The 23,791-nt window shown below is 70.6% G+C and carries 28 protein-coding genes; 17 read left to right on the top strand and 11 right to left on the bottom strand.

Going from position 1 to position 23,791, the window contains the following annotated elements:
- The first annotated feature begins 2 nt into the window (after positions 1-2).
- Positions 3-695, top strand: a complete 693-nt coding sequence (locus tag ACUZ2Y_RS17105; protein WP_476319963.1) for a DUF742 domain-containing protein — start codon at positions 3-5, stop codon at positions 693-695.
- Positions 676-1,281: a GTP-binding protein gene (locus ACUZ2Y_RS17100; protein WP_091379336.1), complete on the top strand. Its 606-nt coding sequence runs from the start codon at positions 676-678 to the stop codon at positions 1,279-1,281. The genes ACUZ2Y_RS17105 and ACUZ2Y_RS17100 overlap by 20 nt, the downstream gene beginning before the upstream one ends.
- A 221-nt stretch (positions 1,282-1,502) precedes the next feature.
- Here the strand turns inward: ACUZ2Y_RS17100 and ACUZ2Y_RS17095 are convergent, their stop codons facing one another.
- Positions 1,503-3,743 carry a helicase-associated domain-containing protein gene (locus ACUZ2Y_RS17095; RefSeq protein ID WP_476319960.1) on the bottom strand — a complete coding sequence of 747 codons (2,241 nt, stop codon included), beginning with the start codon at positions 3,741-3,743 and terminating at the stop codon, positions 1,503-1,505.
- Between the two features lie 78 nt (positions 3,744-3,821).
- Here ACUZ2Y_RS17095 and ACUZ2Y_RS17090 point away from each other — a divergent pair, with 78 nt between their 5' ends.
- The 4 genes from ACUZ2Y_RS17090 (at position 3,822) to ACUZ2Y_RS17075 (ending at position 6,932) form a co-directional block, all read left to right on the top strand.
- Entirely contained in the window at positions 3,822-4,010 is a 189-nt protein-coding gene (locus tag ACUZ2Y_RS17090) for a hypothetical protein (protein ID WP_476319958.1), read from the top strand.
- A gap of 120 nt (positions 4,011-4,130) precedes the next feature.
- Positions 4,131-5,525: an NAD-dependent malic enzyme gene (locus tag ACUZ2Y_RS17085; protein WP_476319956.1), complete on the top strand. Its 1,395-nt coding sequence runs from the start codon at positions 4,131-4,133 to the stop codon at positions 5,523-5,525.
- 16 nt (positions 5,526-5,541) lie between these two features.
- Positions 5,542-6,021 carry a cyclic pyranopterin monophosphate synthase MoaC gene (moaC, locus tag ACUZ2Y_RS17080; protein ID WP_476319954.1) on the top strand — a complete coding sequence of 160 codons (480 nt, stop codon included), beginning with the start codon at positions 5,542-5,544 and terminating at the stop codon, positions 6,019-6,021.
- The gene (locus tag ACUZ2Y_RS17075; protein WP_476319952.1) at positions 6,018-6,932 is read left to right on the top strand and encodes a molybdenum cofactor biosynthesis protein MoaE; all 915 of its coding nucleotides are present in this window, start codon (positions 6,018-6,020) and stop codon (positions 6,930-6,932) included. Before moaC ends, ACUZ2Y_RS17075 begins: the two co-directional genes overlap by 4 nt.
- A 107-nt stretch (positions 6,933-7,039) precedes the next feature.
- Here the strand turns inward: ACUZ2Y_RS17075 and ACUZ2Y_RS17070 are convergent, their stop codons facing one another.
- The 3 genes from ACUZ2Y_RS17070 to moaA all read right to left on the bottom strand — a co-directional run bounded on the left by ACUZ2Y_RS17070 (position 7,040) and on the right by moaA (position 9,448).
- Positions 7,040-7,693, bottom strand: coding sequence for a transglycosylase family protein (locus tag ACUZ2Y_RS17070; protein ID WP_476319950.1), 654 nt, complete (start codon positions 7,691-7,693; stop codon positions 7,040-7,042).
- Positions 7,694-8,135: 442 nt separating this feature from the next.
- Positions 8,136-8,396: a MoaD/ThiS family protein gene (locus ACUZ2Y_RS17065; RefSeq protein ID WP_476319948.1), complete on the bottom strand. Its 261-nt coding sequence runs from the start codon at positions 8,394-8,396 to the stop codon at positions 8,136-8,138.
- On the bottom strand, positions 8,393-9,448 hold the full coding sequence (gene moaA, locus ACUZ2Y_RS17060; protein WP_476319946.1) for a GTP 3',8-cyclase MoaA: 1,056 nt from the start codon (positions 9,446-9,448) through the stop codon (positions 8,393-8,395). Before moaA ends, ACUZ2Y_RS17065 begins: the two co-directional genes overlap by 4 nt.
- 138 nt (positions 9,449-9,586) lie before the next feature.
- On the opposite strand from moaA, the gene ACUZ2Y_RS17055 reads away from it, so the two are divergent.
- From ACUZ2Y_RS17055 to ACUZ2Y_RS17030, 6 genes are all read left to right on the top strand, one after another.
- Positions 9,587-9,979 carry a TOBE domain-containing protein gene (locus ACUZ2Y_RS17055; protein WP_476319943.1) on the top strand — a complete coding sequence of 131 codons (393 nt, stop codon included), beginning with the start codon at positions 9,587-9,589 and terminating at the stop codon, positions 9,977-9,979.
- Positions 9,979-10,689 (top strand): molybdate ABC transporter substrate-binding protein, encoded by a 711-nt coding sequence (gene modA, locus ACUZ2Y_RS17050; protein WP_476331888.1) that lies wholly within the window; start codon positions 9,979-9,981, stop codon positions 10,687-10,689. The genes ACUZ2Y_RS17055 and modA overlap by 1 nt, the downstream gene beginning before the upstream one ends.
- Before the next feature lie 161 nt (positions 10,690-10,850).
- Positions 10,851-11,624 (top strand): ABC transporter permease, encoded by a 774-nt coding sequence (locus tag ACUZ2Y_RS17045; RefSeq protein WP_476319941.1) that lies wholly within the window; start codon positions 10,851-10,853, stop codon positions 11,622-11,624.
- A complete protein-coding gene (locus tag ACUZ2Y_RS17040; protein ID WP_476319939.1) occupies positions 11,621-12,697 on the top strand; it encodes a sulfate/molybdate ABC transporter ATP-binding protein in 1,077 nt (358 codons plus the stop codon). The genes ACUZ2Y_RS17045 and ACUZ2Y_RS17040 overlap by 4 nt, the downstream gene beginning before the upstream one ends.
- A gap of 9 nt (positions 12,698-12,706) precedes the next feature.
- Complete coding sequence (locus ACUZ2Y_RS17035) at positions 12,707-13,507, top strand: HAD-IIA family hydrolase (protein ID WP_476319937.1); 801 nt, start codon at positions 12,707-12,709, stop codon at positions 13,505-13,507.
- 66 nt (positions 13,508-13,573) lie between these two features.
- On the top strand, positions 13,574-14,368 hold the full coding sequence (locus tag ACUZ2Y_RS17030; protein WP_476331887.1) for a metallophosphoesterase family protein: 795 nt from the start codon (positions 13,574-13,576) through the stop codon (positions 14,366-14,368).
- Here ACUZ2Y_RS17030 and ACUZ2Y_RS17025 read toward each other — a convergent pair.
- Both ACUZ2Y_RS17025 and ACUZ2Y_RS17020 read right to left on the bottom strand, forming a co-directional pair.
- Positions 14,365-14,658: a helix-turn-helix domain-containing protein gene (locus tag ACUZ2Y_RS17025; RefSeq protein ID WP_476319935.1), complete on the bottom strand. Its 294-nt coding sequence runs from the start codon at positions 14,656-14,658 to the stop codon at positions 14,365-14,367. The two genes, ACUZ2Y_RS17030 and ACUZ2Y_RS17025, sit on opposite strands and share 4 nt — an antisense overlap.
- 141 nt (positions 14,659-14,799) lie before the next feature.
- Positions 14,800-15,174 (bottom strand): YccF domain-containing protein, encoded by a 375-nt coding sequence (locus ACUZ2Y_RS17020; RefSeq protein WP_476319933.1) that lies wholly within the window; start codon positions 15,172-15,174, stop codon positions 14,800-14,802.
- 92 nt (positions 15,175-15,266) lie between these two features.
- On the opposite strand from ACUZ2Y_RS17020, the gene ACUZ2Y_RS17015 reads away from it, so the two are divergent.
- Together ACUZ2Y_RS17015 and ACUZ2Y_RS17010 are read left to right on the top strand one after the other, a co-directional pair.
- On the top strand, positions 15,267-16,886 hold the full coding sequence (locus tag ACUZ2Y_RS17015; protein ID WP_476319930.1) for an AMP-binding protein: 1,620 nt from the start codon (positions 15,267-15,269) through the stop codon (positions 16,884-16,886).
- A 103-nt stretch (positions 16,887-16,989) separates the two neighbouring features.
- Positions 16,990-17,376 (top strand): VOC family protein, encoded by a 387-nt coding sequence (locus tag ACUZ2Y_RS17010; RefSeq protein WP_476319927.1) that lies wholly within the window; start codon positions 16,990-16,992, stop codon positions 17,374-17,376.
- A gap of 9 nt (positions 17,377-17,385) precedes the next feature.
- On the opposite strand, the gene ACUZ2Y_RS17005 is transcribed toward ACUZ2Y_RS17010, so the two are convergent.
- Complete coding sequence (locus ACUZ2Y_RS17005; protein WP_476319925.1) at positions 17,386-18,609, bottom strand: Nramp family divalent metal transporter; 1,224 nt, start codon at positions 18,607-18,609, stop codon at positions 17,386-17,388.
- A gap of 154 nt (positions 18,610-18,763) precedes the next feature.
- Between ACUZ2Y_RS17005 and ACUZ2Y_RS17000 the strand changes: the two genes are divergently transcribed.
- Both ACUZ2Y_RS17000 and ACUZ2Y_RS16995 read left to right on the top strand, forming a co-directional pair.
- Positions 18,764-19,369: a TetR/AcrR family transcriptional regulator gene (locus ACUZ2Y_RS17000; protein WP_476319923.1), complete on the top strand. Its 606-nt coding sequence runs from the start codon at positions 18,764-18,766 to the stop codon at positions 19,367-19,369.
- Positions 19,366-19,983 (top strand): HAD family hydrolase, encoded by a 618-nt coding sequence (locus ACUZ2Y_RS16995; RefSeq protein WP_476319921.1) that lies wholly within the window; start codon positions 19,366-19,368, stop codon positions 19,981-19,983. The genes ACUZ2Y_RS17000 and ACUZ2Y_RS16995 overlap by 4 nt, the downstream gene beginning before the upstream one ends.
- Here the strand turns inward: ACUZ2Y_RS16995 and ACUZ2Y_RS16990 are convergent.
- Entirely contained in the window at positions 19,962-20,153 is a 192-nt protein-coding gene (locus ACUZ2Y_RS16990; RefSeq protein ID WP_476319919.1) for a hypothetical protein, read from the bottom strand. The two genes, ACUZ2Y_RS16995 and ACUZ2Y_RS16990, sit on opposite strands and share 22 nt — an antisense overlap.
- Positions 20,154-20,340: 187 nt before the next feature.
- Here ACUZ2Y_RS16990 and ACUZ2Y_RS16985 point away from each other — a divergent pair, with 187 nt between their 5' ends.
- On the top strand, positions 20,341-20,727 hold the full coding sequence (locus ACUZ2Y_RS16985; RefSeq protein WP_091379276.1) for a cold-shock protein: 387 nt from the start codon (positions 20,341-20,343) through the stop codon (positions 20,725-20,727).
- A gap of 5 nt (positions 20,728-20,732) precedes the next feature.
- On the opposite strand, the gene ACUZ2Y_RS16980 is transcribed toward ACUZ2Y_RS16985, so the two are convergent.
- From ACUZ2Y_RS16980 to ACUZ2Y_RS16970, 3 genes are all read right to left on the bottom strand, one after another.
- Positions 20,733-21,182 (bottom strand): DUF2771 family protein, encoded by a 450-nt coding sequence (locus tag ACUZ2Y_RS16980; protein WP_476319916.1) that lies wholly within the window; start codon positions 21,180-21,182, stop codon positions 20,733-20,735.
- Between the two features lie 9 nt (positions 21,183-21,191).
- Complete coding sequence (locus tag ACUZ2Y_RS16975; RefSeq protein ID WP_476319913.1) at positions 21,192-22,898, bottom strand: MFS transporter; 1,707 nt, start codon at positions 22,896-22,898, stop codon at positions 21,192-21,194.
- Between the two features lie 80 nt (positions 22,899-22,978).
- Positions 22,979-23,770 (bottom strand): glutaminyl-peptide cyclotransferase, encoded by a 792-nt coding sequence (locus ACUZ2Y_RS16970; RefSeq protein ID WP_476319910.1) that lies wholly within the window; start codon positions 23,768-23,770, stop codon positions 22,979-22,981.
- Positions 23,771-23,791 lie beyond the last annotated feature (21 nt).

Genomic DNA, 23,791 nt, shown 5'->3' with positions numbered 1-23,791 from the left:
CGATGAGTACGGGGCGCCGGGCGACCGGCAGGCGTACCGAGGACGACTTCTCCTACCGGGACCTGTTCGGCTCGGACTCCCGCTTCGGCGAATCCGACCTCGACGAACCCCTGGATGAGCCCGAGCGGAGGCTGACGGAGATGTCGGAACGCGGCTGGGAGGACCTGCCCGAACATGGCATCGGCGACCCGCCGAACCGGTTCGACATCGACGGGTTCCGGGCGAGGCTCTTCGGCGGGCCGAGCGCGGGCCTCTACGGCGACTCGGGTATCCCCGCGCAGTCCGACTGGGACAGCAAGGAGATCCCCGCGGTTCCGACGTTCGACCCGGAGCCGGAGCACGACCCGCTGCAGGAAACCGGTTCGCTGGTGCGTCCGTACACCAAGACCGGTGGCCGGACCCGCTCCGACTACGATCTTGCGATCGAAGCCCTGGTCTCCACCAGTGACCGAGGCCGGGTCCCGGACGCGGCGGTGCGCCCGGAGCACAGATCCATCTGCGGCCTGTGCCTGGATACCCGTTCGGTCGCCGAGGTCGCCGCCCACCTGCGGCTGCCGCTCGGCGTCGCCCGGGTCCTGATCGGGGACATGGCGGGAATGGGCCTGGTCTCGATCCACCAGAGCGGCATGGTCGTGGGCGACCGGCCGTCGATCGAATTCATGGAAAGGGTGCTCAGTGGGCTCCGCAGGCTCTAGTCCTCTCAGCGCGCGTGGCGCGGCACCGCAGCCGACCACCTCGGCCAAGATCGTGGTCGCCGGTGGGTTCGGCGTGGGCAAGACGACCCTGGTCGGCTCGGTCTCCGAGATCGTGCCGCTGACCACCGAGGCCGTCATGACCGAGGCCAGCGTGGACGTCGACGACCTGTCGTCGACGCCGAACAAGACGACCACCACGGTGGCGATGGACTTCGGTCGCGTCTCGCTCGACTCCGACCTGATCCTGTACCTGTTCGGTACACCGGGTCAGCACCGATTCTGGTTCATGTGGGACGACCTGGTCCGCGGCGCCATCGGCGCCATCGTCCTGGTCGACACCCGGCGCCTGGCCGACGCGTTCGCGTCCATCGACTTCTTCGAGGACCGCGGACTGCCGTACATCATCGCGCTGAACTGCTTCGACCGCGTTCTGCACCACCGCATCGACGACGTGCGCGACGCGCTCACCGTCGAGCCCTCGGTGCCGATCGTGACCACCGACGCGCGTGACCGCGACTCCACCAAGGAAGCGCTCATCACCCTCGTCCAACACGCCATGCAACAACGCATGTCCCGCGCCGTCTAATTTCGCGAACTGTTCCGCCTCCCCGAAATTCAAAGTTTGGGTCACCCTGGCGAGCGGTCGCCGCGGATTGTCGGCAACCGTGGTCGGCCGCCGTCATGGTGCCCCTTGGGTGGCGGTATGCGGTGCCTTCAGGTCTCAACAAGCCCGCGAGTCCCCATTTCTCGACACTGAGTTCTCACTTCAACTGAGAACTCGTTGTCGGGAGATGGGGACTCGCGTGTTCAGTCGTCGACTAGGGCTGCGCTGGTTATGCGGTGGACGGGGAGGCGGTGTAGGTCGTCGCCGGTGGGGTCGTGGCCTTCGACTACGCCGCCGCCTAGGCGGACTGGGATCAGGACGCGCTGCACGGCGCTGCCGTGGCCGTCGACCATGCCGATCCACACCTTGCTGCCGTCCTGGATGGCCGTCTTGAGCAGGGCCATCACCTCCGCCGGATTCGCCCCGCCGGAACTCGGCGACACCGGGCGGCTGCGCCTGCTCTCCGCCGCCCGGTCGCCCGCGCGCATGCTCCGCACGATCTCGACCAGCTGCTCCGGGTCGGCCACACGCGTGCCCGCGGGCCTGCGCAGCGCCCGCGTGGCCGTCTGCACCCGCCTGCCCGTGGGGCGCAGGTCGACTACCTGGCCGTCGACGTCCTCCGCCGCCGGGGCGAACCCGGCCGCGCGCAGCTCGTCGAGGATCTCCAGCAGCGGCAGCGGGCTGATCAGCACGGTCGGCGCGATCCGGCGCAGCCGCAGCGATGCCGCCGCCGGGTGCGCGGCGACCTCCGCGACCAGCGCCGGGTCGTCGCAGCGCAGGAACGACGTGGCCGCGCCGCCGCGCAGCCTGCCGTGCCTGCGGGCGACGTCGTCGATCAGGTAGGTCAGTGACTGCGGGATCGGTGTGCGGGACCGCAGGCGGAACAGTTCGTGCAGGTCAGCGGCAGTGCGGCCGACGTCGAGCGCGCGCCGGATAGACGTCTCCGACACGCGGTAGACCGTGGCGCTGCCCGCGGACTCGACGTCGGCGACCTCCCCGACCCGGGCGGCGAGGTGCGGTTCGAGCACGCCGGGGGCGACGACGGTCAGGTCGGCCTGAACCAGGAAGTGGTCGATCGGCTCCGGCATCGCCTCGGCCATCCGCTTCGCCGCGGCCGCCGCACCTTCGTCGAGCAGCGCCCGGCCTGCCCCGCTCACCGCGCCGAGCGCGACGATGCCGAGGGCGGAGGCCTCGGTGAGGGTCCAGCGGACGATCTCGTCGCGCAGCCTTCCGCCGCGCCGGGGTGCGCGCCAGGCCAGGATGGCGGCGAGCTCGTCGGGTGAGGCGATGCCGGTGCCGGGTTTGAGGTCGGCGAGGGCGGTCAGCACCCGCAGCCGCTCCAGCGGCGCGACCGGGCGGCGCAGGTCCTCCGACAGCGGCGCGAGCAGCTTCTCCTTGCCGTCGCGCAGGCCGCCGAGGCCGGGCAGCCGCGGCAGGTCGAGCCACGCGGCCGCGAGGGTCGCCCAGCGGTTGGCGGGGGAGGCGGCGAGCCAGAGGTCGGCGTGGTTGGTCGGCACCCACTCGGGGGTCACGGTGTCGGTCTCGGCGACCAGGCTCGCGCCGAACGCCAGTTCCGTGAGCATGCTCGCCTGCCGCTCGCTGATGTCGAGGGCCTTGGTCAGCCGCCGCACGTCGCGCACGCCCAGGCCGCCGGACTTGAGCGTCGTGGCGGGGTCGTCGGACCACATGTGGATGAGGGCTTCCATGTGCCGCAACACTTCGAGCGTCTCACTCGCCGCCGTAGCGTCCACAGTGGACTGCTTGTGCGCGGTGGTGTGCAACGTCGGTTCGGTGAGGGTGCCGGTGCGCTCGCGGCGCACGGCGAGCCCCACCTCGCGCGGCAGCTCGACGGTCTGTGCGTCCACCCGCACCAGCAGGCCGCGGGCGAGCAGCCGCTGGATCGGGGTCCGCGCGTCGGCCAGCGGGAGGATCTCCGCGGCGTCCTTCGTGCGGCCGACCGGCTGCCCGTGCGCGAGGGCGGTGACGACCTTGCGCTCGTCGTCCTCGATCTCGGCCAGCAGCACGGACACGTCGACGTCGGTGAGCGAAGGCGAGGACCGCCCGAGTCCGCCGGGGTAGAGGCCGCCTGCTTCCCGGGCGGCGGGGACCAGGCTGATCCCGTCGTCGTCGCCCCAGGCGAGGATCATGCCGCGCAGCGTGTCCGCGGCTTCCCTGAGCCGTTCGGGCGGCACGTCGAGCAGGCCGTCGAGCGGGACGGGCTGCTTGTCGGCACCCGCTGTGAGCAGGGCGTCGAGCACGGCGAGGGTGAAGGTGTCGAGCCCTTCGGCCGCTCTGGCCACGGACGCTCGGGTCCCGGCCCTGGTGGCGAGCACCGTGGTGTCGGCGGGCCGCGGTGTGGCCAGATCAGGCCGCAGGCGCAGCACCTCGGCCAGCGCCTCGTCGTCCCGGGCGCGCAGCCAATCGGTGAGCGTGGTGCTGGACACCCTGACCACGGTATACGGCCCGGCCTTCCGGTAATCTCCGTACTCGCGAAACCTGTTCGCGAGCACCTAGGAGGAGCCGTGGCGAAGGCCGCCAAGAGCCACCGTGTCGACCCGCACTGGGTGGGGGACGACGACCACGGCACGCACCCGGTCAGCGAGCTGACGTCGGACCGCCAGGGCGCGCTCTCGCCCTACGGCGACGTCACGTTCCCGCTGGAGAAGGTGCCCTACCAGCACCCGGTCACGGAGATCAACAAAACTCGCTGACCCGCGGCCACGGGAGTGGGCGTGACATGCGCCTACTACCCGTCGGTACACAGAATGTGATCACGCCACCGCGCTAGGCTCGCTCCATTCCAGACGCTGCCGTCTTGCTTGGAGCCTCGCATGCCAGTCCCCGGTCCCGGCTACTCCATCACCGTCCGCGTGGAAGCACCGCCCTCGGCGAGTGCGGCGGGGGACCTGGCGGGGGCCATCGGCCGGGTCGGCGGCGTCATCACGGCGTTCGACGTCGTCGAGTCGCACAGCGACCGGATCGTCGTCGACATCACGTGCAACGCGGTGTCGGCCAACCATGCCCGCGACATCACCGAGGCGCTGGAAGTGCTGCCGGGTGTGGTCGTGCGCAAGGTGTCCGACCGCACCTTCCTCATGCACCTCGGCGGCAAGATCGAGGTCAACGCCAAGGTCGCGCTCCGCAACCGTGACGACCTCTCCCGCGCGTACACGCCGGGTGTCGCCCGCATCTGCCAGGCCATCGCCGACAACCCGGACGACGCGCGGCGCCTGACCATCAAGCGCAACACCGTCGCCGTGGTCACCGACGGGTCGGCCGTGCTGGGCCTGGGCAACCTCGGGCCCGCCGCCGCGCTGCCGGTGATGGAGGGCAAGGCGGCGCTGTTCAAGAAGTTCGCGGGCGTCGACGCCTGGCCGGTGTGCCTGGACACCCAGGACACCGAGGAGATCATCCGGACCGTGCAGCTCATCGCGCCGGTCTACGGCGGCATCAACCTCGAGGACATCGCCGCGCCGCGCTGTTTCGAGATCGAGGCCCGGCTGCGCGACCTGCTCGACATCCCCGTCTTCCACGACGACCAGCACGGCACCGCGATCTGCGTCGTCGCCGCGCTCCGCAACGCGCTTCGCGTCGTGGGCAAGGACATGGCCGACACCAAGATCGTGGTGTGCGGGGTGGGCGCCGCGGGCTCGGCCATCATCCGGCTGCTGCTGCGCCGCGGGCCCGCCGACATCGTCGCCGTCGACGTCGACGGCATCGTCCACTCCGGACGCGGCGACGGCGACGACAACCTGAAGTGGGTCGCGGCCAACACGAACCGCGAGAACAAGGCAGGCAACCTGCACGACGCGCTGGTCGGCGCCGACGTGTTCATCGGTGTGTCCGCCCCCAACCTGTTCGGCGCGGAACAGGTCGCGACGATGGCCCCGGACCCGGTGGTGTTCGCCCTGGCCAACCCGGACCCGGAGATCGACCCGCTCGAAGCGCAGAAGCACGCCGCCGTGGTCGCGACCGGCCGTTCGGACTACCCGAACCAGATCAACAACGTGCTGGCCTTCCCTGGCGTCTTCCGCGGCCTGCTCGACGCCCAGGCCCGCGGCATCACCGACACGATGCTGCTCGCCGCCGCCGACGCCATCGCCGACGTGGTGGACGGCGACAAGCTCAACGCCTCGTTCATCGTCCCCAGCGTCTTCGACCCGGCGGTCGCGGCCGCCGTCGCCGAGGCCGTGCGCAAGGCTGCGGGCACGTCCCACTCGGGTTGAGTACTAGCATCGGTTCGTGGGCGAACTGAGTCATGTTGATGCCGGCGGCGCGGCCAGGATGGTCGACGTCTCCGCCAAGGACGTCACCGCGCGCACCGCGGTGGCCAGCGGGGTTGTCAGAACCACCGAGGAAGTAGTCGCGCTGCTGCGGCGTGACGGCTTGCCCAAGGGTGACGCGCTCGCCACGGCCCGGATCGCCGGGATCATGGCGGCGAAGAAGACCTCGGAGCTGGTGCCGCTGTGCCACCCGATCGCCATCTCCGGCGTCCGGGTGGACTTCGACCTCGACGGGCCGGAGGTGCGGATCTCGGCGACCGTGCGGACCAACGACCGCACCGGCGTCGAGATGGAGGCCCTCACCGCCGTCGCGGTCTGCGGGCTCACCCTGCACGACATGATCAAGGCCGTCGACCCGGCCGCCGTGCTCGACGCGGTCCGCGTGGAGCGCAAGGACGGCGGAAAGAGCGGCACCTGGGTCCGGGAGGAGCAGCCGTGAGCACCGCACACGTCATCACCGCGTCCAACAGGGCGGCTGCCGGGGTATATGAGGACAAGACCGGCCCGGTCATCGTCGCGTGGCTGCGTGAGCGCGGCTTCGACGTCCCGGACCCGGTGGTGGTGCGGGACGGCGCCCCGGTCGAGACGGCCCTGCGGGCGGCTGTCGCCGCCGGGGTGGATGTCGTGGTGACCACGGGCGGCACGGGCCTCACGCCGACCGACGGCACGCCGGAGGCGACGCGGGCGGTCCTGGACTACGAGATCCCGGGCCTCGCCGACGCCATCCGGGCCGCCGGCTTGCCCAAGGTGCCGACCGCGGTGCTGTCCCGAGGCCTGGCCGGGGTCGCCGGGCGCACGCTCGTGGTGAACCTGCCGGGGTCCTCCGGCGGCGTCCGCGACGGTCTGAGTGTGCTGGAGCCGGTCCTGGCCCACGCCGTGGACCAACTGCGCGGCGGCGACCACCCGCGGCCGGTTGAGGCGCCCACCACGGCCCAGGTGCTGCGGGCCGACATCAGCGAGTCCACCATCAGCGTCGAGGAACACGCGGCCCTGGTGGAACACGCCGCCGCGGGCGCTGTGGTGACGTTCGCGGGGGTTGTCCGGGACCACGACCACGGCCGGGGCGTCCGAGGCCTGAGCTACGAGGGCCACCCCAACGCGAAGGACATCGTCGCCGAAGTGGCCGCCGACATCGCCACACGCCCCGGCGTCCGGGCGATCGCCGTGAGCCACCGCATCGGCGACCTGGCGATCGGCGACGTGGCCTTGGCGTGCGCGGTTGCCGCGGAGCACCGGCGAGAGGCCTTCGTGGCCTGCGCGGACCTGGTTGACGAGGTGAAGGCCCGGCTGCCGATCTGGAAGCACCAACTCTTCACCGACGGCACTGACGAATGGGTCAACTGCCCCTGACCACCCAAACAGCACCCACCCGGCGCGAACAAAGAACCGGACCCTCACCGCCGGGGGGTGGCGGTGAGGGTCCGGAGCTGGGGCCCCACTACAGCGGGGCGTCGAACTTACTTGGTGGCGATCTTCTGACCCACGAGGATCAGGTTCGGGTCACCGATGTAGCTCTTGTTCTTCTCGTGCAGGGACTGCCAGCCGCCGGTCACGTTCAGCTGCTTGGCGATCTGCGACAGGGTGTCACCCGCGACGACGGTGTAGTCGCCCGCCGGGTTCGACTGCGACAGCGCCACCGGGGCGGCGGGGGCCGCGACCTTGGGGGCGGTCACCTTGGGCGCCGCGGCCTTGGGGGCAGCGGGCTTCGTCACGGCCTTCTTCGGGGCGGCGGCGGGCTTCTTCGCGACGGCGGCGGTCGAACCGGCCCGCTTGCCGCAGGTCGGCCACGCGCCGATGCCCTGGCCCTGGAGGACGTTCTCCGCGACGCGGATCTGCTCCGCGCGGGAGGCCTGGTGGGCCATGCCCGACCCGCCGTACGCCCGCCAGGTGCTGGCACTGAACTGCAGGCCGCCGTAGTAGCCGTTGCCGGTATTGATGCTCCAGTTGCCGCCGCTCTCGCACTGGGCGATGGCGTCCCAGTTGACGCTGCTGGCGGAGGCGGGGGCGGCGACGGCGACCATCGGGACGCCGATCGCGACACCCGCGACGATGACGCGGGCGATGGTGCGCTTGGCGGAGGACGGCTTGCGGTGCTTGCCTAGGTAGGACATGGGGGTCTCTCCTCCCGCGCCTGCGAGCGGTGTCGCTGGGGGCGGGCCCGACTTCGGCCCGGCCGGGACTCTCACCCGGCTGCCACGCCTCGCGTGCCGAAGCACGTTCGTCGTGGTCCCTCGCCCCTGTCCGGAAGTTCGCTTTCGCTCGGGGTTGGTTCCCGAGAGGCCGCCGGACAGGACTTGGCGCTACGGACTCCCGGGTAGTGCGTGACTGGTCGGGGCCAGCCAGGAAGCGACGGTACGTAACCGGGAGGGGATTCGGAAATTATGCAAGCTGTGACCGTCGTCACAGTAACGCTGGGCAAACCGACTTCGATGGCGGTGAATCCGCAGGTCAGGGAGTTAAGTTTCGCTGTTATTATTCCGTGTCCTGCTCGAGATAATTCACGCTAGGTGAGGTTTGGCTCACGTCGATTCGGCGTGTTGGGCCGTTCGGGACTCAGCCGCCCGCGAAGGGTGGAAGCACGTCGAGCACAGTTCCGTCGCTCAGTGGAACCGATCGGTCGCGCACGGCAACCCCGTCGAGCAGGAAACTCGAAGCCAGCAGGACCCGGGAGAGCGCCTCGCCGTGGCGTCCGGAGAGTTCGCCCAGCGCGTCGGCGACCGTGGACCCGGCGGGAAATCCCACGGTCTCCTCGGACACGCCCGCGGCGGCTCGCGCCCCGGCGAAGTACCGGACCGTCGCAGTCGTCACGCTCATCCCCCGATCGCGCTCATCGGCCGCAGCGGCTGGGCGAAGCCCGCGTCGTTGATCTGGTGCCCCGCGAGTTTGGCCCACATCGTGGCCCGCCACAGCTCGGCGATCTCCGCGTCGTCGGCACCGGCCCGCAGCGGCGCGCGCAGATCGGTCTCCGACTGGCTGAACAGGCACGAGCGCAGCGCGCCGTCGGCGGTCAGCCGGGTGCGGTCGCAGTCGCCGCAGAACGGGCGCGTCACCGAGGCGATGACGCCGACCTCGGCGGGTCCGCCGTCGACCAGCCACCGCTCGGCGGGGGCCGCGCCGCGCGGGCTCGGGCTCTCGGTCAGCTCGAACTCTTCGCGAAGCATCTCGAGAATGCGCTCGGCGGTGATCATCTGCGTGCGATTCCAACCGTGCTGTGGGTCGAGAGGCATCTGCTCGATGAACCGGAGGTGATAGCCGTGGTCCACGCAGTACCGAAGCAGCGACGCGGCTTCGTCGTCGTTGACCCCCGGCAGCAGCACCGCGTTGACCTTGACCGGCGTCAGCCCGGCGTCACGCGCGGCGGCGAGGCCGTCGAGCACGTCGGAGAGCCGGTCGCGGCGGGTGATCTCCTGGAACCGCTCGGGTCGGAGGGTGTCGAGGGAGACGTTGATCCGGTCGAGCCCGGCGTCGACCAGCGCCTGCGCGCGGCGCACCAGCCCGATTCCGTTGGTCGTCATCGAGATCCGCGGCCGGGGGGAGAGGGCTGCGGTGCCGGCGATGATCTTCTCGATGCCCTTGCGCAGGGTCGGCTCGCCGCCGGTGAACCGGACGTTGGTGATGCCGAGGGTCTCCACGGCGATGCGGATCAGCCTGCCGAGTTCGTCCTCGTCGAGCATCTCGCCGCCGGGCATCCAGTCGAGGCCTTCGGCGGGCATGCAGTAGGTGCAGCGCAGGTTGCAGCGGTCAGTGAGCGACACCCGCAGGTCCGCGGCGACCCGGCCGAACCGGTCGATCAGCGCGGGGTTGTCCGGGCGTGGCGCACTAGACGTGCCGGGTATTGCCGGAAGTCCTAGATCAACCGCTGTCACCCGATCCAGGGTAGTCGCGATTTCACCGAATGGGCTGACGCGCCCGCCATCTGAGCACGACCGCGAAGCTGGTGTCCAACCGCGATTGCGGGTCAAATTGTCTTATCAGGACGCGGTTGCGGAGGTTAGGCTCCGTCCATGCCGTACTTCCGGTTATCCGAAGTCGCCCGCCTGCTCGGCGTCAGTGACGACACTGTCCGCCGATGGGTGGACGCAGGCCACCTTCGGGCGGACTCCGACGCCGCCGGGCGCAAGGTCGTGGAGGGCTCGGTTCTCGCCGAATTCGCCCGGACCCAGGCCCGCGAGATCCCCGACCCCACCGCGGGCGGGCGGTCCGCGCGCAACCGGTTCGTCGGACTGGTGACCGAGGTCGTGGCCGACAAGGTCATGGCCCAGGTGGAGATGCAGTGCGGTCCCCACCGGGTGGTGTCGCTGATGAGCGCGGAGGCGGTCCGGGAGCTCGGTCTGGAACCGGGCGTGCTCGCCGTCGCGTATGTGAAAGCCACCCAAGTAGTAGTGGAGACGCCGTGATCAAGCCCCTGCTCCTGGCCGCCGCCCTGCTCGCGGGGTGTGGGACCAGCGCGGGCTCGGCCCAGACGACCGTGACCGTTTTCGCCGCGGCCTCGCTGACCGAGTCGTTCACCGCCCTGGAGAAGCGATTCGAGGCTGACAACCCCGGCGTCGACGTGCGACTCAACTTCGCGGGCTCATCCGCGCTCGCCCAACAGATCGCCAACGGCGCCGACGCCGACGTTTTCGCCGCGGCGGACGAGACCACGGTCGCGCGCGTGGCCGAGCACCTGGAAAGCCCGGCGGTGTTCGCCACCAACCGCCTTACCATCGCTGTCCCGCGCGGCAACCCCGCCAAGATCACCGGCCTCGCCGACCTGACCCGCCCGGACGTGACGGTCGTCGTCTGCGCACCCCAAGTCCCCTGCGGCGCGGCGACCCGCAAGGTCGCCCCGGACCTGCGGCCTGCCAGCGAAGAACAGGACGTGAAGGCGGTGCTGACCAAGGTGGCGGCGGGGGAGGCGGACGCCGGCTTGGTCTACGTCACCGACACCCGCTCAGGAAAGGTCGACGCCATCGACTTCCCGGAGTCGGCGTCGGCGGTCAACAAGTACCCGATCGCGCTCACCAAACAGCCCCCGAACGCACCGCTCGCCCGCCGCTTCGTCGACCTGGTGCTGAGCCCGGCTGGCCAGAACGAGCTGGTCAGGGCAGGTTTCGGCAAGCCATGACCACGCCATCCACAGGGCGCCCCGGTTATCCACAGCCACCCCGCACCCCCTCCTCACCGCCCCCCACCGCCGATAGACTGGCCAAGGGCCGTCCCCCCAGGGAAGGGCGGGGGCCGCGCTGGTTTCGGGCGGCGACGAGAGACGGGCGGGGGCCGTCGTGGGTGCCGGGGGTGTTGTGGGCGCCCGCGGTGCTCGGGTTGGCGGTCGTGGTGTTGCCGCTGGTCGGGCTTCTGGTCCGCGCGGATCTGGGGAACTGGGTCGAGCACGTCACCAGTCCCGGCGCGATGGCCGCGCTGGGGCTCTCGTTGCGGACCGCGGCCATGTCGACCGTCCTCTGTGTACTCCTCGGCGGTCCCCTCGCGGTCGTGCTCGCACGTGCGCGCGTTCCGGGGGTTCGGGTTCTGCGCGCGGTGGTGTTGCTTCCGTTGGTGCTGCCGCCGGTTGTCGGTGGGCTCGCACTCCTCTATCTCCTCGGCCGCTCCGGGTTCGCCGGTCACGCACTCGATTTGGCGTTCGGTATCCGCGTTCCCTATACGACCGCCGCGGTCGTGATCGCGCAGACCTTTGTGGCCATGCCGTTCCTGGTCGTCGGGCTCGAAGGGGCGCTACGGACCGCGGGGGAGCGGTACGAAGCCGTCGCCGCGACCCTCGGGGCTCGGCCGTGGACGGTGTTCCGGCGGGTCACGGTGCCGCTCCTGTTGCCCGCCATCGGCTCCGGCGTCGTCCTTTCCTTCGCCCGCGCGCTCGGCGAGTTCGGGGCCACGATCACCTTCGCGGGCAGCCTCGAAGGGGTGACCCGCACGCTCCCGCTGCAGGTCTACCTCCTCGGTGAGACCGATGTGGACGGTGCGATCGCCGTGTCCCTTCTCTTGGTCCTGGTGGCGATCGCGGTGATCGTCGTGGCCCGCCCGCGTGCGGTGGAGCGGGTGCCGTGACCGGGCTGCGCGCGGAATTCGTGCTGTCCCAAGGGGATTTCCGGCTCCAAGTGGACCTGCGCACCGAGCCGGGGGAGGTGATCGCCGTCCTCGGGCCCAACGGCTCCGGCAAGTCCACCCTCCTCGACGTCCTCGCCGGCCTGCGCCAGCCCGATTCCGGGGTGGTCGCCGTCGACAACAAGACGCTGACCGACACCGCGGGCGGCGTGCGGGTGCCGCCGCACCGTCGGGGTGTCGGCCTGCTCGCCCAGGAGGCCCTGCTCTTCCCGCACCTCACCGCACTGGCGAACGTCGAGTTCGGACCGCGTGTGCAGGGCAAGGACCACACCGCCGCCCGCCGGTGGCTCGACGACGTCGGCGCAGGCGACCTCGCCGACCGCAGGCCGCGCGCCCTCTCCGGCGGACAGGCGCAACGGGTCGCGCTGGCCCGGGCGCTCGCCGCCGACCCCGCGCTCCTCCTGCTCGACGAGCCGTTCGCCGCGCTCGACGTCGACGCCGCCCCCGCCCTGCGCGGCGTGGTCCGCCGCGTCCTGCGGGACCGTGCGGCCGTGCTGGTCACCCACGACCCGCTCGACGCGCTCGCCATCGCCGACCGGATCGTCGTCCTGGCCGACGGGACGGTGGTCGAACAGGGCCCGACTCGCGAAGTCCTCTCCCGGCCGCGCACCCCGTTCACCGCCCGCGTCGCCGGGCTCGACCTGGTCGCGGGCACTGCCTGCCCGGAGGGGCTGCGCACCGCGGACGGCGCGCTCATCGCGGGTTCCGGTGGCGCCGCGATCAGCGGTGAGCCGGCGGTCGCCGTGTTCCGGCCCGCCGACGTCGCGGTCTACACCGAACGGATCCACGGCAGCCCGCGCAACGTGTTCGAGGCGTCGGTGACCGCGATGGAGCCGCACGGCGACGTCGTGCGGCTCCGGGTCGCGGGCGGTCCGTCGTGGGTGTCCGGCCTGGCCGCGGACCTGACCGTGGGCGCAGTCGCCGAACTCACAATCGAGCCCGGATCTCGCGTCTACCTCGCGGTGAAGGCGACCGAGGTCCGCGTCCACCCCGCCGTGGCCGATCCGGCTGGGTAGCCTCACGACATGAGTGGGCCCTGGACGTACCTCATGGACATGGACGGGGTGCTGGTGCACGAGGAGCACCTCATCCCCGGCGCGGACGCGGTGATCGCCGAGCTCACCGCGGCCGAGACACCGTTCCTGGTGTTGACCAACAACTCGATCTACACCCCGCGTGACCTGCGGGCCCGCCTGCTGCGCACCGGGCTCGACGTGCCCGAGTCCTCGATCTGGACGTCCGCGTTGGCCACGGCGAAGTTCCTCGACAGCCAGCGCCCCGGCGGCTCGGCGTTCGTCATCGGCGAGGCCGGGCTGACCACCGCGCTGCACGAGATCGGCTACACCCTCACCGAGCGCGACCCGGACTACGTGGTCCTCGGCGAGACCCGGACGTACAGCGTCGCCGCGATCACCCACGCGATTCGGCTCATTGTGGACGGCGCGCGCTTCATCGCCACCAACCCCGACGCCGCGGGACCGAGTCGCGAAGGGCTGACGCCCGCCACCGGCGCTGTCGCCGCGCTGATCGAGAAGGCCACCGGCCGTTCACCGTATTTCGTGGGCAAGCCAAACCCGCTGATGATGCGCTCCGGCCTGAACTCGCTCGGCGCGCACTCGGAGAACACGCTGATGATCGGTGACCGGATGGACACCGACATGCTCAGCGGCCTGGAGGCGGGCCTGCGCACGATCCTCGTCCTCACCGGCATCTCCACCCGGGAGACCGCCGACCGGTTCCCGTTCCGCCCGACCCGGGTGATCGACTCGATCGCCGACCTGGTCGGTCAGACGAAGGACCCCTTTCCGGTGGACGTAGAAGGATGATCAGCGGATACCTGCGCATCGCGAGCGAGGCTCGCCTATCGTCGGACCGTGCAGGAAGAAAGATCCATGCCGCGCACCTACGTCGTCGGTGACGTCCACGGGCACCGCGACGAACTCCTCGACGCGCTCCGGTCCGCGGGACTCCTCGACGACGACGACGCCTGGGCGGGCGGCGACGCGCACGTGTGGTTCCTCGGCGACTTCGTCGACCGCGGCCCGGACGGCATCGGCGTCATCGACCTGGTCATCCGCCTCGCCACCGAAGCGAACAAAGCGGGCGGCAGGGTCGAGACCCTGCTCGGCAACCACGAGATCCTGCTGCTCGGCATGCACAAGTTCGGCGACACGGAGGTCCCGTCCGACTTCGGCCCACGCAGCTTCGCGCGCAGCTGGGAGATGAACGGCGGCATGGTGAGCGACCAGGAGGCGCTCACCGACGACCACGTGTCGTGGCTGCTCGACCGGCCGGTCCTCGCGCTCGTCGGCGAACACCTGCTGATGCACTCCGACACCCTCGAGTACCTCAACTGGGGCCCGGACATCGACGCCATCAACACCGCCGTCACGGACGTCCTGCGGTCCGACGACCTCGTCGACTGGTGGGAGGTCTGGCGCCGGATGACGACCCGGTACGCCTTCCGCGGGCCACATGGGGAACAGGTGGCGGACGACCTGCTGGCCGCGCTCGGCGGGAGTCAGGTCGTCCACGGGCACAGCGTGATCGCCGACCAGGTCGGCAGGCTGCCGGTGGAGATCGACGGCCCGCACGAGTACGCGGGCGGCAAGGCGCTGGGCGTGGACGCCGGGGTGTTCGTGGGCGGGCCGTGTCTGGTCGTCGAGCTTCCGTGGAAACCGGACTAGGCGACGGACTTCGGGTTCAGCTCGACCACCAATTCAGCGTCCAACGCGGTGGCTAGCCGTTCGAGCACGGGGATGGTGGGAACGGTCCCACCCGCCTCGAACCGCGCGATCGCGGGCTGCGTCATCTCGGCCGCCTCAGCGAGCCGCGATTGCGTCCACCCGCGTGCTTCCCGCATCTCCCGCACTGCTTTGCCAAGCTCGAAAGCCAGCCGCGCCGCCTCATACGCTTCGGCCGCGCCCGGCTCCGCCATCCGCCGATCACGAAGCCCGCGCCAGTCCTGGTCCGACACCTGCCTCACTCCTCCGCCGTGTGTTCCTGATCGACACCGAGCCGCAACGCCTGCCGAGCTCGACTGACCTCGCGTTCTTCCCGCATCCGAGTCTTGCGGAACGCGGTAAGCAGCACGATCCGCCAGTCGTAGGTCCTGGTGCTAGTCGACCGGGACGATTCGGGCGCCCAGAGGTACCAGCGACACCGGGATCATCTTGAAGTTCGCGATCCCCAACGGAATCCCGATGATCGTCACGCACAGCGCGAGCCCCGTGACGATGTGGCCGATCGCCAGCCACCAGCCGGCGAAGACGATCCAGATGATGTTGCCGATCACCGACGGCGTGCCGGCGTCCATGCGCGGTTCGATGGTGCGACCGAAGGGCCAGAGGGCGTAGTTGGCGATCCGGAACGACGCGAGGCCGAAGGGGATCGTGATGATCAGGACGCAGCAGATGATTCCGGCGAGGACGTAGCCGATGGCCATCCAGAAGCCACACAGCACGAGCCAGATCAGGTTCAGGATGAGTCGCACAAGGTCATTGTCCTCGTCCGCTCCCGTTGGAGATGTGCAGGCCGCGCGTTTGTGAGGAGGATGGCCCGAACGAGTCGAGAGGAGCGCGTCGCATGGGTTTGCCGAGTTACGCCTCAGGGACGTCCGCCGTGCCGTTGCTCGGGGACACGATCGGGGGAAACTTCGACCGGACCGTGGCCGCCCACCCGGACCGCGAAGCTCTCGTGGACCGCGCCTCGAACCGCCGGTGGACCTACCGGGAACTCGCGAACGAGGTCGACGCGGTCGCGCGGGGACTCATCCACCTCGGTGTCGGCAAGGGCGACCGGGTCGGGATCTGGGCGCCGAACTGCGCCGAGTGGGTGTTCACCCAGTACGCGACGGCGAAGATCGGCGCGATCCTGGTCAACATCAACCCGGCCTACCGGGTCCACGAGCTGAAGTACGTCCTCAACCAGGCCGGAATCCGGACCATCGTCGCCGCGCCGGAGTTCAAGACGTCCGACTACGCCGCGATGATCGACGAAGTGCGCCCCGAGTGCCCCGGCCTGACCGACGTCGTCCTCATCGGCCGCGACTCGTGGGACGCCCTGGTCGGCCACGACGGTGAGCTGCCCGAGATCGCCCTCTCCGCCGACGACCCGATCAACATCCAGTACACCTCCGGCACGACCGGCTTCCCCAAGGGCGCGACCCTCTCGCACCACAACATCCTCAACAACGGCTACTTCGTCGGCGAGCTGTGCGGGTACACCGAGCACGACCGGATCTGCATTCCCGTGCCCTTCTACCACTGCTTCGGCATGGTCATGGGCAACCTCGCGGCCACCTCCCACGGCGCCTGCATGGTCATCCCAGCGCCCGCTTTCGACCCCAAGGCGACGCTGGCCGCGGTGGCGGAGGAGAAGTGCACCTCCCTCTACGGCGTCCCGACCATGTTCATCGCGGCCCTCGCCGAACCCGGCGTCGACGAGGTCGACCTGAGCGCGCTGCGCACCGGGATCATGGCCGGGTCGCCGTGCCCGGTCGAGGTGATGAAGCAGGTCGTCGAGCGGCTCGGGATGGCCGAGGTGGCCATTTGCTACGGCATGACCGAGACCTCACCGGTGTCCACCCAGACCCGCGCCGACGACAGCGTCGACCGCCGGGTGTCCACGGTCGGCCGGGTCCACCCGCACCTCGAGGTCAAGATCGTCGACCCCGACACCGGCCTGACCGTCCCGCGCGGTGAGCCCGGCGAGTTCTGCACCCGCGGCTACTCGGTGATGCTCGGCTACTGGGAGCAGCCGGAGAAGACCGCCGAGGCCATCGACAGCGCCCGCTGGATGCACACCGGCGACCTCGCGGTGATGGACGACGAGGGCTACCTCAACATCACCGGCCGGATCAAGGACATGGTCATCCGCGGCGGCGAGAACATCTACCCGCGCGAGATCGAGGAGTTCCTCTACACCCACCCCGACGTGCTCGACGCCCAGGTCATCGGCGTCCCCGACGAGCGCTACGGCGAGGAGCTGATGGCGTGGATCCGAATGAAGGCAGGCGCCGAGCCGCTGACCGCGGAGTCGGTGCGCGAGTTCTGCGCGGGCAAGCTCGCCCACTACAAGATCCCGCGCTACGTCCACGTCGTCGAGGAGTTCCCGATGACGGTCACCGGCAAGATCCGCAAGGTCGAGATGCGCCAGGCGGCCGCCGAGTTGCTCGGCCTGGACACCGACGTCCGGCACGCCTAGCGAACGGGTCGACACAGGGCGTTGGACCCGTTGCGCGGCAAGCGAACTGGGCGCAGCATGAGTTGGCCGCGCCGCCCGGCGCGGAGTGGACCAGGGAGGTCCCATGCTCACCAAGTCAGCTATCACCACCATGCTCCCGGTGTCCGACGTGGACCGTGCCAGTCGGTTCTACGGTGAGACCCTCGGCCTGACCCTGCGCGGCAAGGGCCCCGACGGCGCCCCGTACTTCGCCGCGGGCATGGGCGACGCCATCGGCCTGTTGCCTGCCAAGGACACCGCGCCCAGCAAGCACACCGTCCTGAGCTTCGAGGTCGCCGACGTGGCCGCGGAGATCAAGGAACTCGAAGGCCGCGGCGTGCGGTTCGAGGACTACGACCTGCCCGACCTGCACACCGAGAACCACATCGCGGACATGGGCGGCGAGAAGGCGGCCTGGTTCGCCGACTCCGAGGGCAACATCCTCTGCCTGCACCAGGACCGGGTCACCTAGTCAGCTGGTTCAGTCGGTCACCGTCAGCCACACCAGCCCGGCGTCGAGCACGATCACCACGGCGGTGACCACCCAGACCACCGCCGTGACCGCCGGGTGGTTCGTCCGCGCGCCCATCAGCGCCCGGCGCGAGGTGAGGATGACCAGCGGGATCAGCGCGAACGGCAGGCCGAACGACAACACGACCTGCGTGCCGACGAGCGTCCGCGTCGGGTCGTCGGCGATCGTCAGCAAGGCGATGGCGGGCACCAGGGTGAACAGCCTGCGCACGGCCATGGGGACCCGTTTGAGCAACAGGCCGGACATCACGACCGCGCCCGCGTGCGTGCTGACCGCCGTCGACGCGAGGCCCGATGCGAGCAGGCCGACCGCGAACAGCAGGGCGAACACCGGGCCGAGGTGTTCGCCGAGGGCGGCGTGCGCCCCGGCCAGGCAGTCCACATCGGACTCCGCGGGCAGCGCGCCCGCGGCGAGCATCAGCACCGCGATGTTGACCAGGCCGGCCAGCGACATCGCCGTGGCCACGTCGGCGCGGGTCGTGCGCAGCGCCCGGGTCAGGCCTTCCGCGCTGGCCCGTGCACCGCGGTCCTTGGCCAGCGCCGAGTGCAGGTACACCGCGTGCGGCATCACGGTCGCGCCGAGGATGCCGACCATCAGCCACAGGCTGTCCGGCCCGATGTAGCGCGGGGTGACGCCGGAGATGATGTCGGCGTCCGACGGCGGCGCCGCGAACAGGCCTGCCAGGAAGCCGATCCCGACGATCGCCAGCAGGGCCACCACCACGTGCTCGAACTTGCGCTGACCCGCTTGGTCGCGCATCACGAGCAGCCCGGTGGACACCGTCCCGGTGATCAGGCCGCCGAGCAGCAGCGGCAAGTCGAACAGCAGGTGCAGCGCGATCGCCCCGCCGAGCACCTCGGCCAGCCCGGTCGCCACCAGGACCAGTTCCGCCTGCGCCCAGTAGGCCAGCCGGGCCGGGGTGCCGAGCCGGTCGCGCACCGCTTCCGGCAGGGACTGGCCGGTGACCAGGCCCAGCTTCGCGGCGAGGTACTGGATCATGCCCGCGAGGACCGTGGTGCCGATGACCACCCACAGCAGCGCGTACCCGTGGCGGGCGCCCGCGGCGGTGCTGGTGGCGACGTTCCCGGGGTCGACGTAGGCGATGGCGGCGACGAAACCGGGTCCGATCAGCGGGGCGCCCGCGCGAACGCGGCTGCCTGCGGTAGTCGCCAAGTCGGCTCCCCCTCTCGCACAGGCGAGCTTGGACACCTGATGTTGTTCTGTCAACCATCTCCCTCGTATACGCGCTCAGAAGTCGGATTCCGGTGGACGACCGGTCACTTGTCCAGACAGTTGACATTCCTGGTATGGCTGTAATCTCGGGCGCATGACTGTTCGTGTGCCTTACGCGGAGGCGGCGAAAGCGCTCCTGCGCGAGACCTTGCTGACCGCCGCGGGCGACGTGCTCCGCGAGCGCAGCTGGCCGGACACGACCATGGCCGACGTCGCCAAGGCCGCCGGGGTGAGCAGGCAGACCCTCTACAAGGAGTTCGGGTCCCGGCAGGGCTTCGCCCAGGCCTACATCCTGCGGGAGGCCGACCGGTTCCTGACCGCGGTCGAGGCGGCCGTCGCCGCCAACGTCGACTCGCCGACCGACGCGGTCACCGCCGCTCTTGAGGTGTTCCTCACCGCCGCGGCCGACGAGCCGCTGATCAAGGCCATCGTCGCCGGCGACGGCAGTGACGGCCTGCTCGAACTGGTCACCAACCACGCGGGCCCGATCCTGTCCGCCGCCACCCACCGGCTCACGGCGTGTCTGGTCGACAGCTGGCCCGCCGCCGCACCCGCGGACCTCGGGCTTGTCGCCGAGAACATGGTCCGGCTCGCGGTCAGCCACGCCGCCTCCCCGTCGGGCCCGCCCGCCGAGACCGCGCGGTCGGTCTCCGCGGTGGTCGGCCCGGCCGTCGACCACTTCATCGGGGTCGCGAGGTGAGCCTCGCCATCGGCTTCGACCTCGACATGACCTTGATCGACCCCCGGCCCGGCATGGTGCTGCTGATGAACACTCTCGCCGCCGAGACGGGTTTGGAGCTGCCCGGCGAGCACTTCGCGGAGAACCTCGGGCCGCCGCTCGACATGATCTTCCGCGGCTACGGCGCCCCGGAGGAGCGGGTGACCGAGCTGGTCGCGCGGTTCCGCTTCCTCTACCCGGACATCGTCGTGCCCGCGACCGTGGCCATGGCCGGGGCGGCCGCCGCGCTCGCCGCGGTTCGGGCCCACGGTGGCCGCACGCTCGTGCTGACTGGCAAGTACACGTCCAACGCCGCCCTGCACCTCGCCGCGCTGAGCTGGGAGGTCGACGTGCTCGTCGGCGGCCTGTGGGCCGAGGGCAAGGGAGTCGAGCTGGTCAAACACCAGGGGTCGGTGTACGTGGGTGACCACGGTGGCGACATGGTGGGCGCGGTGGCGGCGGGCGCGGTCGGCGTCGGCGTGACCACCGGGCCCTGTGACGCGGAGACGCTACTGGCGGCGGGCGCCGACGTGGTCCTGAGCAGCCTGGACGAGTTCCCGGCGTGGCTGGACGGTCACCTGCGCCGCACGGCGTGACCGACGCCGAGGATCAGCCCCAGCGGCAGGCCCATCGTCACCATCCACAGCCACGGCGCCTGCTTGTCCATGGCGGCCAGCACGAAAATCGCGACGACGGCCACCAGTCCGATCGCGAACAGGACGAACGCGATCGTGAGCATCCGGCTGCCGCGTGCGGTTTCGGTCATGTGTCCAGGATAGTTCGGCGCCTGATCGGTAACGCCGCGGTGGTGTGGATACGAAGTAACCCGAGCGCCCATCTTTGGCCTACTCTGGAGAGACGCGCCCCGGCACGCCCAGGGCGCGTTCGTCTTGCGTGGGACGCGGTCCGCGTGTGCGCGGGCGGGACAAGTCGACGAGGGAACGGTGAGATCAGTGCCGACCGGCAAGGTCAAGTGGTACGACTCGGAGAAGGGTTTCGGGTTCGTCACGCAGGATGGCGGTGAGGACGTCTACGTCCGCTCCTCCGCCCTGCCCGCGGGAGTCGAAGGGCTCAAGGCGGGCCAGCGCATCGAGTTCGGGGTGGCCGACGGCCGCCGCGGGCCGCAGGCGCTGTCCGTGCGGCTCATCGACGCTCCGCCGTCGGTCGTCGAAGCCCAGCGCAGGCCCGCTGAGGAGCTGCACGGCTTGGTCGAAGACATGATCAAGATGCTGGAGTCGGTCATCCAGCCCGACCTGCAGCGCGGGCGTTACCCGGACCGCAAGGTCACCAAGCGCATCTCCGAGGTCGTCCGCGCCGTGGCCCGGGAGCTTGACCCGTAAACGAGCTAGTTCACTTCCATTACCCATTGTCCGACGCGCAGAAGCTGGTCGCCGTTCACGACGGCCAGCTTCTGCACGGCCGCGAACAGCAACTGGTCCGCTGAGTCCGGCAGTTCCAGCGTGTACGCGTGCTGCTTGTTGGCCGGGAGGAAGATCCGGCTGCTCGCGTCGACGCGCTTGCCGTCGCGGTCGAGGTAGGAGAACAGCACGCCCCAGGGCTCCTCGGCGATGTCGGACGACACCGACACCTGCACGACCTTGCCCGGGCGGATCTTCAGGCCGACCAACGCCTCCGGGTTCTCATCGCACGTCCGCTCGCTGATGTCGCACAGGATCTGCGGCGTCGCGCGGACGGCGTTGCCGTCGGCGTAGAACGTGACGTCGGGCGGCGGCGGGGTCGCCGAGCACCCGGCCAGCAGGGCGAGGGCGACGGCGGTGGTGAGGACTCGGCGCACGTGGCGACCCTACGGCCCGGCCCGCCGGGGCGGCGGTGGTGGGCCTTCGTGCAGTGTCGCGGGTCGCAGACCGGGCATCCGGGAACGGCCGGGGCGCACCGGGCGGTCGCCGCCGAGGCCGGGGATCAGCGTCTGCCCGCGGCGTGACAGCAGCGTCTGCGTCAGGCCGATCGCCAGCATCACCGACACCACCAGGAAACCGACCCACCAGATCGGCGGCAGCAGCACTCCCACCGCGCCGCCGAATACCCAGCCGAGCTGCAGCACCGTCTCCGACCGGCCGAAAGCCGACGCCCGGGACTCCTCGGGCAGGTCATCCTGGATGACCGCGTCGAGGCTGTTCTTCGCCAGCGCGCTCGCGACCGCGCCGACCAGGCCGACTATGGCGGCAGCCGCGATGCCCGCGGTGAACGCGGCGATGACCGTCGAGGTGAGCGCACCCATCACGCACCCGAGCACGACCTGCTCCGGCCGTCCGACGTGGACACGGGCGCCGACGGCGTTGCCCGCGAAGCTGCCGATGCCCGCCGCGCCGGCGATGATGCCGAGGAGCACCAGCTGCTGGACGGCGTCGGTCTCGTTCTCCGCGCGGACCGCGAACGCGGCGAACATCATCAGGAACCCGGTGAGCACCCGGATTGTCCCGTTGCCCCACAGCGACACCACGACATGTCGGCCCATGGGCTGGCGTTTGGGTTTGTCCGGGTGGGCGCTGATCGACGCGGGCACCTCGCCCTCGGTGACCTCCACCCACGCCGGGATGCGCAACGCCTGGAAGGCGCCCGCCAGGCAGATCACCGTGGCGAACCACAGCGCGCCGGGGGAGCCGAAGATGTTGGCGAACAGCGCCGCGACCCCGCCGAACACCGCACCCGCCGCGAGGCCGAACACCGTCAGCCGGGCGTTGGTCTTGGCGAGGGTGATCTCCGGTGGCAGCACTCTCGGTGTGACCGCCGCCTTGAGCACGGTGAACGATTTCGACAACACCATCTTGCCTAGCGCCGCCGGGTAGAGCAGCCAGCTGTCGAAGTTGAACGCCATGATCACGCACATCAGCGCCTGGCCTGCCGCCGCGACGCACATGGCGAGCCTGCGGCCGCGCTGCAGCCGGTCGAGCATCGGGCCGATGACCGGCGCCAGCAGCGCGAACGGGGCCACGGTGATCAACAGGTAGAGGGCGACCTTGCCTTTGCTCTCACCGCTCGCGGCGGAGAAGAACAAGGTGTTCGCCAGGGCCACGGCCAGCGCCGCGTCGCCCGCGTAGTTGAACATCGTCGCGTAGGTCAGCGCGGACAGGCCGGACTTGTCGGCGCCGTCGGCGTGGGCCGCGCGCTTGAACGCCGCGACCGCCTGGCCGGTCAGCTGCTTGCTGCGCAGCGCGGCGACCCGGGTGACGGTGAGCTTCTTCGGGTACTGCGGCGGTGGCGGCCGGTCGTTCGGGGGCGGGGTCTCGCGCGGCGGTGGGTAGCCCCCGACGTCGCCGTAGGTCTCGTACTCGGGGTGTTCGAACCTGCGCGTCGGGGGGCGGTGGGCCGGGATGGCGTCGGTTTGCGGTTCCTCGCGGCGCCACGGCGGCACCTGCCGGGGGGCGGCGCGCGTCGGCGGCTCGGCGGGCGGCTGGTAGCCCCACCGCTTCTGGCCTTTCCGGGCCGCGCCTCTCGCGTCGCCCGGGCGGCCGCGGCCGGGTGGCGGGTGATCGGCGGAACCGGAGCGCATCACGTAATCCATCCTGCCGTACTGGAGTGCTTCCGGGTGGTTAGACGTGCGAGGTCGACGATGGATGCGCGACGAAAGTCTCAGCCGTCGAAGCGGATGCGGAACATCTTGGGCCAGAGCTTTCCGGTCACCAGGAACTCGTCGGTCCCCGGGACGTTCGCGATGCCGTTGAGGACGTCGGCCCCCGCCCGCTGCTCGCGCGGGAACAGGGCCGAGAGGTCGGCGACGCCAGTGAGCCTGCCCGAGGCCGGGTCGATCCGGACGATCTGGTCGGTCTGCCACACGTTCGCGTAGACCGCGCCGTCGACACACTCCAGTTCGTTGAGTCGCGTCACCGGTCCGTCCTCGCCCGCGACCCTGACCTCGCCGCGCGGCTCGAAGGTGTCCGGGTCGCGAAAGGTGAGCTTGTCGGTGCCGTCGCTCATGACCAGCCGGTGGCCGCCGTCGTCGAAGCAGAGTCCCCAGCCCTCACCCTGGTACTCGACTTGGCGTCGTTCGGCGAAGTTCACCCGGTCGCGCTCGATGGCGACGCCGTCCTGCCAGGTGATCTGCCAGATGCGGTCGCCCACGATGGTGATGCCCTCGCCGAAGAGCTCCGCGGGGAGCGCGCTGCGCTGCCTCACGGCACCGGTGGTCGGGTCGGTCGCGCGGATCTCGGACTGGCCGACCAGGCCGGTGCCCTCGTAGAGGACACCGTCGACGAGTTCGAGGCCCTGGGTGAACGCGGCGACATCGTGGGGGCGGTCTTCGAGCACTTCGACGGTCAGTTTCGTCGGGCTCGCGGCGGGCGGCCGGATGGGTTCGGTGGGCGCCGAACAGCCCGCGGCGAGGCAGGCCAGGGCCAGAGAGGCGGCGAGGCGACGGGCGATCACGGTTCTAGCGTGGCATGGCTG

Source organism: Actinokineospora sp. UV203 (assembly GCF_056323665.1).
Note: the sequence above shows the minus strand (reverse complement) of the source record. Positions and strands in the feature narration are given on the sequence as shown.

Bases quoted from the DNA above. Each gene is read 5' to 3' on its own strand.
- ACUZ2Y_RS17105 (WP_476319963.1), top strand. From the start codon at position 3: ATGAGTACGGGGCGCCGGGCGACCGGCAGGCGTACCGAGGACGACTTC.
- ACUZ2Y_RS17085 (WP_476319956.1), top strand. From the start codon at position 4,131: ATGCCAGTCCCCGGTCCCGGCTACTCCATCACCGTCCGCGTGGAAGCA.
- ACUZ2Y_RS17070 (WP_476319950.1), bottom strand. From the start codon at position 7,693: ATGTCCTACCTAGGCAAGCACCGCAAGCCGTCCTCCGCCAAGCGCACC.
- ACUZ2Y_RS17065 (WP_476319948.1), bottom strand. From the start codon at position 8,396: ATGAGCGTGACGACTGCGACGGTCCGGTACTTCGCCGGGGCGCGAGCC.
- ACUZ2Y_RS17055 (WP_476319943.1), top strand. From the start codon at position 9,587: ATGCCGTACTTCCGGTTATCCGAAGTCGCCCGCCTGCTCGGCGTCAGT.
- ACUZ2Y_RS17035 (WP_476319937.1), top strand. From the start codon at position 12,707: ATGAGTGGGCCCTGGACGTACCTCATGGACATGGACGGGGTGCTGGTG.
- ACUZ2Y_RS17030 (WP_476331887.1), top strand. From the start codon at position 13,574: ATGCCGCGCACCTACGTCGTCGGTGACGTCCACGGGCACCGCGACGAA.
- ACUZ2Y_RS17015 (WP_476319930.1), top strand. From the start codon at position 15,267: ATGGGTTTGCCGAGTTACGCCTCAGGGACGTCCGCCGTGCCGTTGCTC.
- ACUZ2Y_RS17010 (WP_476319927.1), top strand. From the start codon at position 16,990: ATGCTCACCAAGTCAGCTATCACCACCATGCTCCCGGTGTCCGACGTG.
- ACUZ2Y_RS17000 (WP_476319923.1), top strand. From the start codon at position 18,764: ATGACTGTTCGTGTGCCTTACGCGGAGGCGGCGAAAGCGCTCCTGCGC.
- ACUZ2Y_RS16990 (WP_476319919.1), bottom strand. From the start codon at position 20,153: ATGACCGAAACCGCACGCGGCAGCCGGATGCTCACGATCGCGTTCGTC.
- ACUZ2Y_RS16975 (WP_476319913.1), bottom strand. From the start codon at position 22,898: ATGCGCTCCGGTTCCGCCGATCACCCGCCACCCGGCCGCGGCCGCCCG.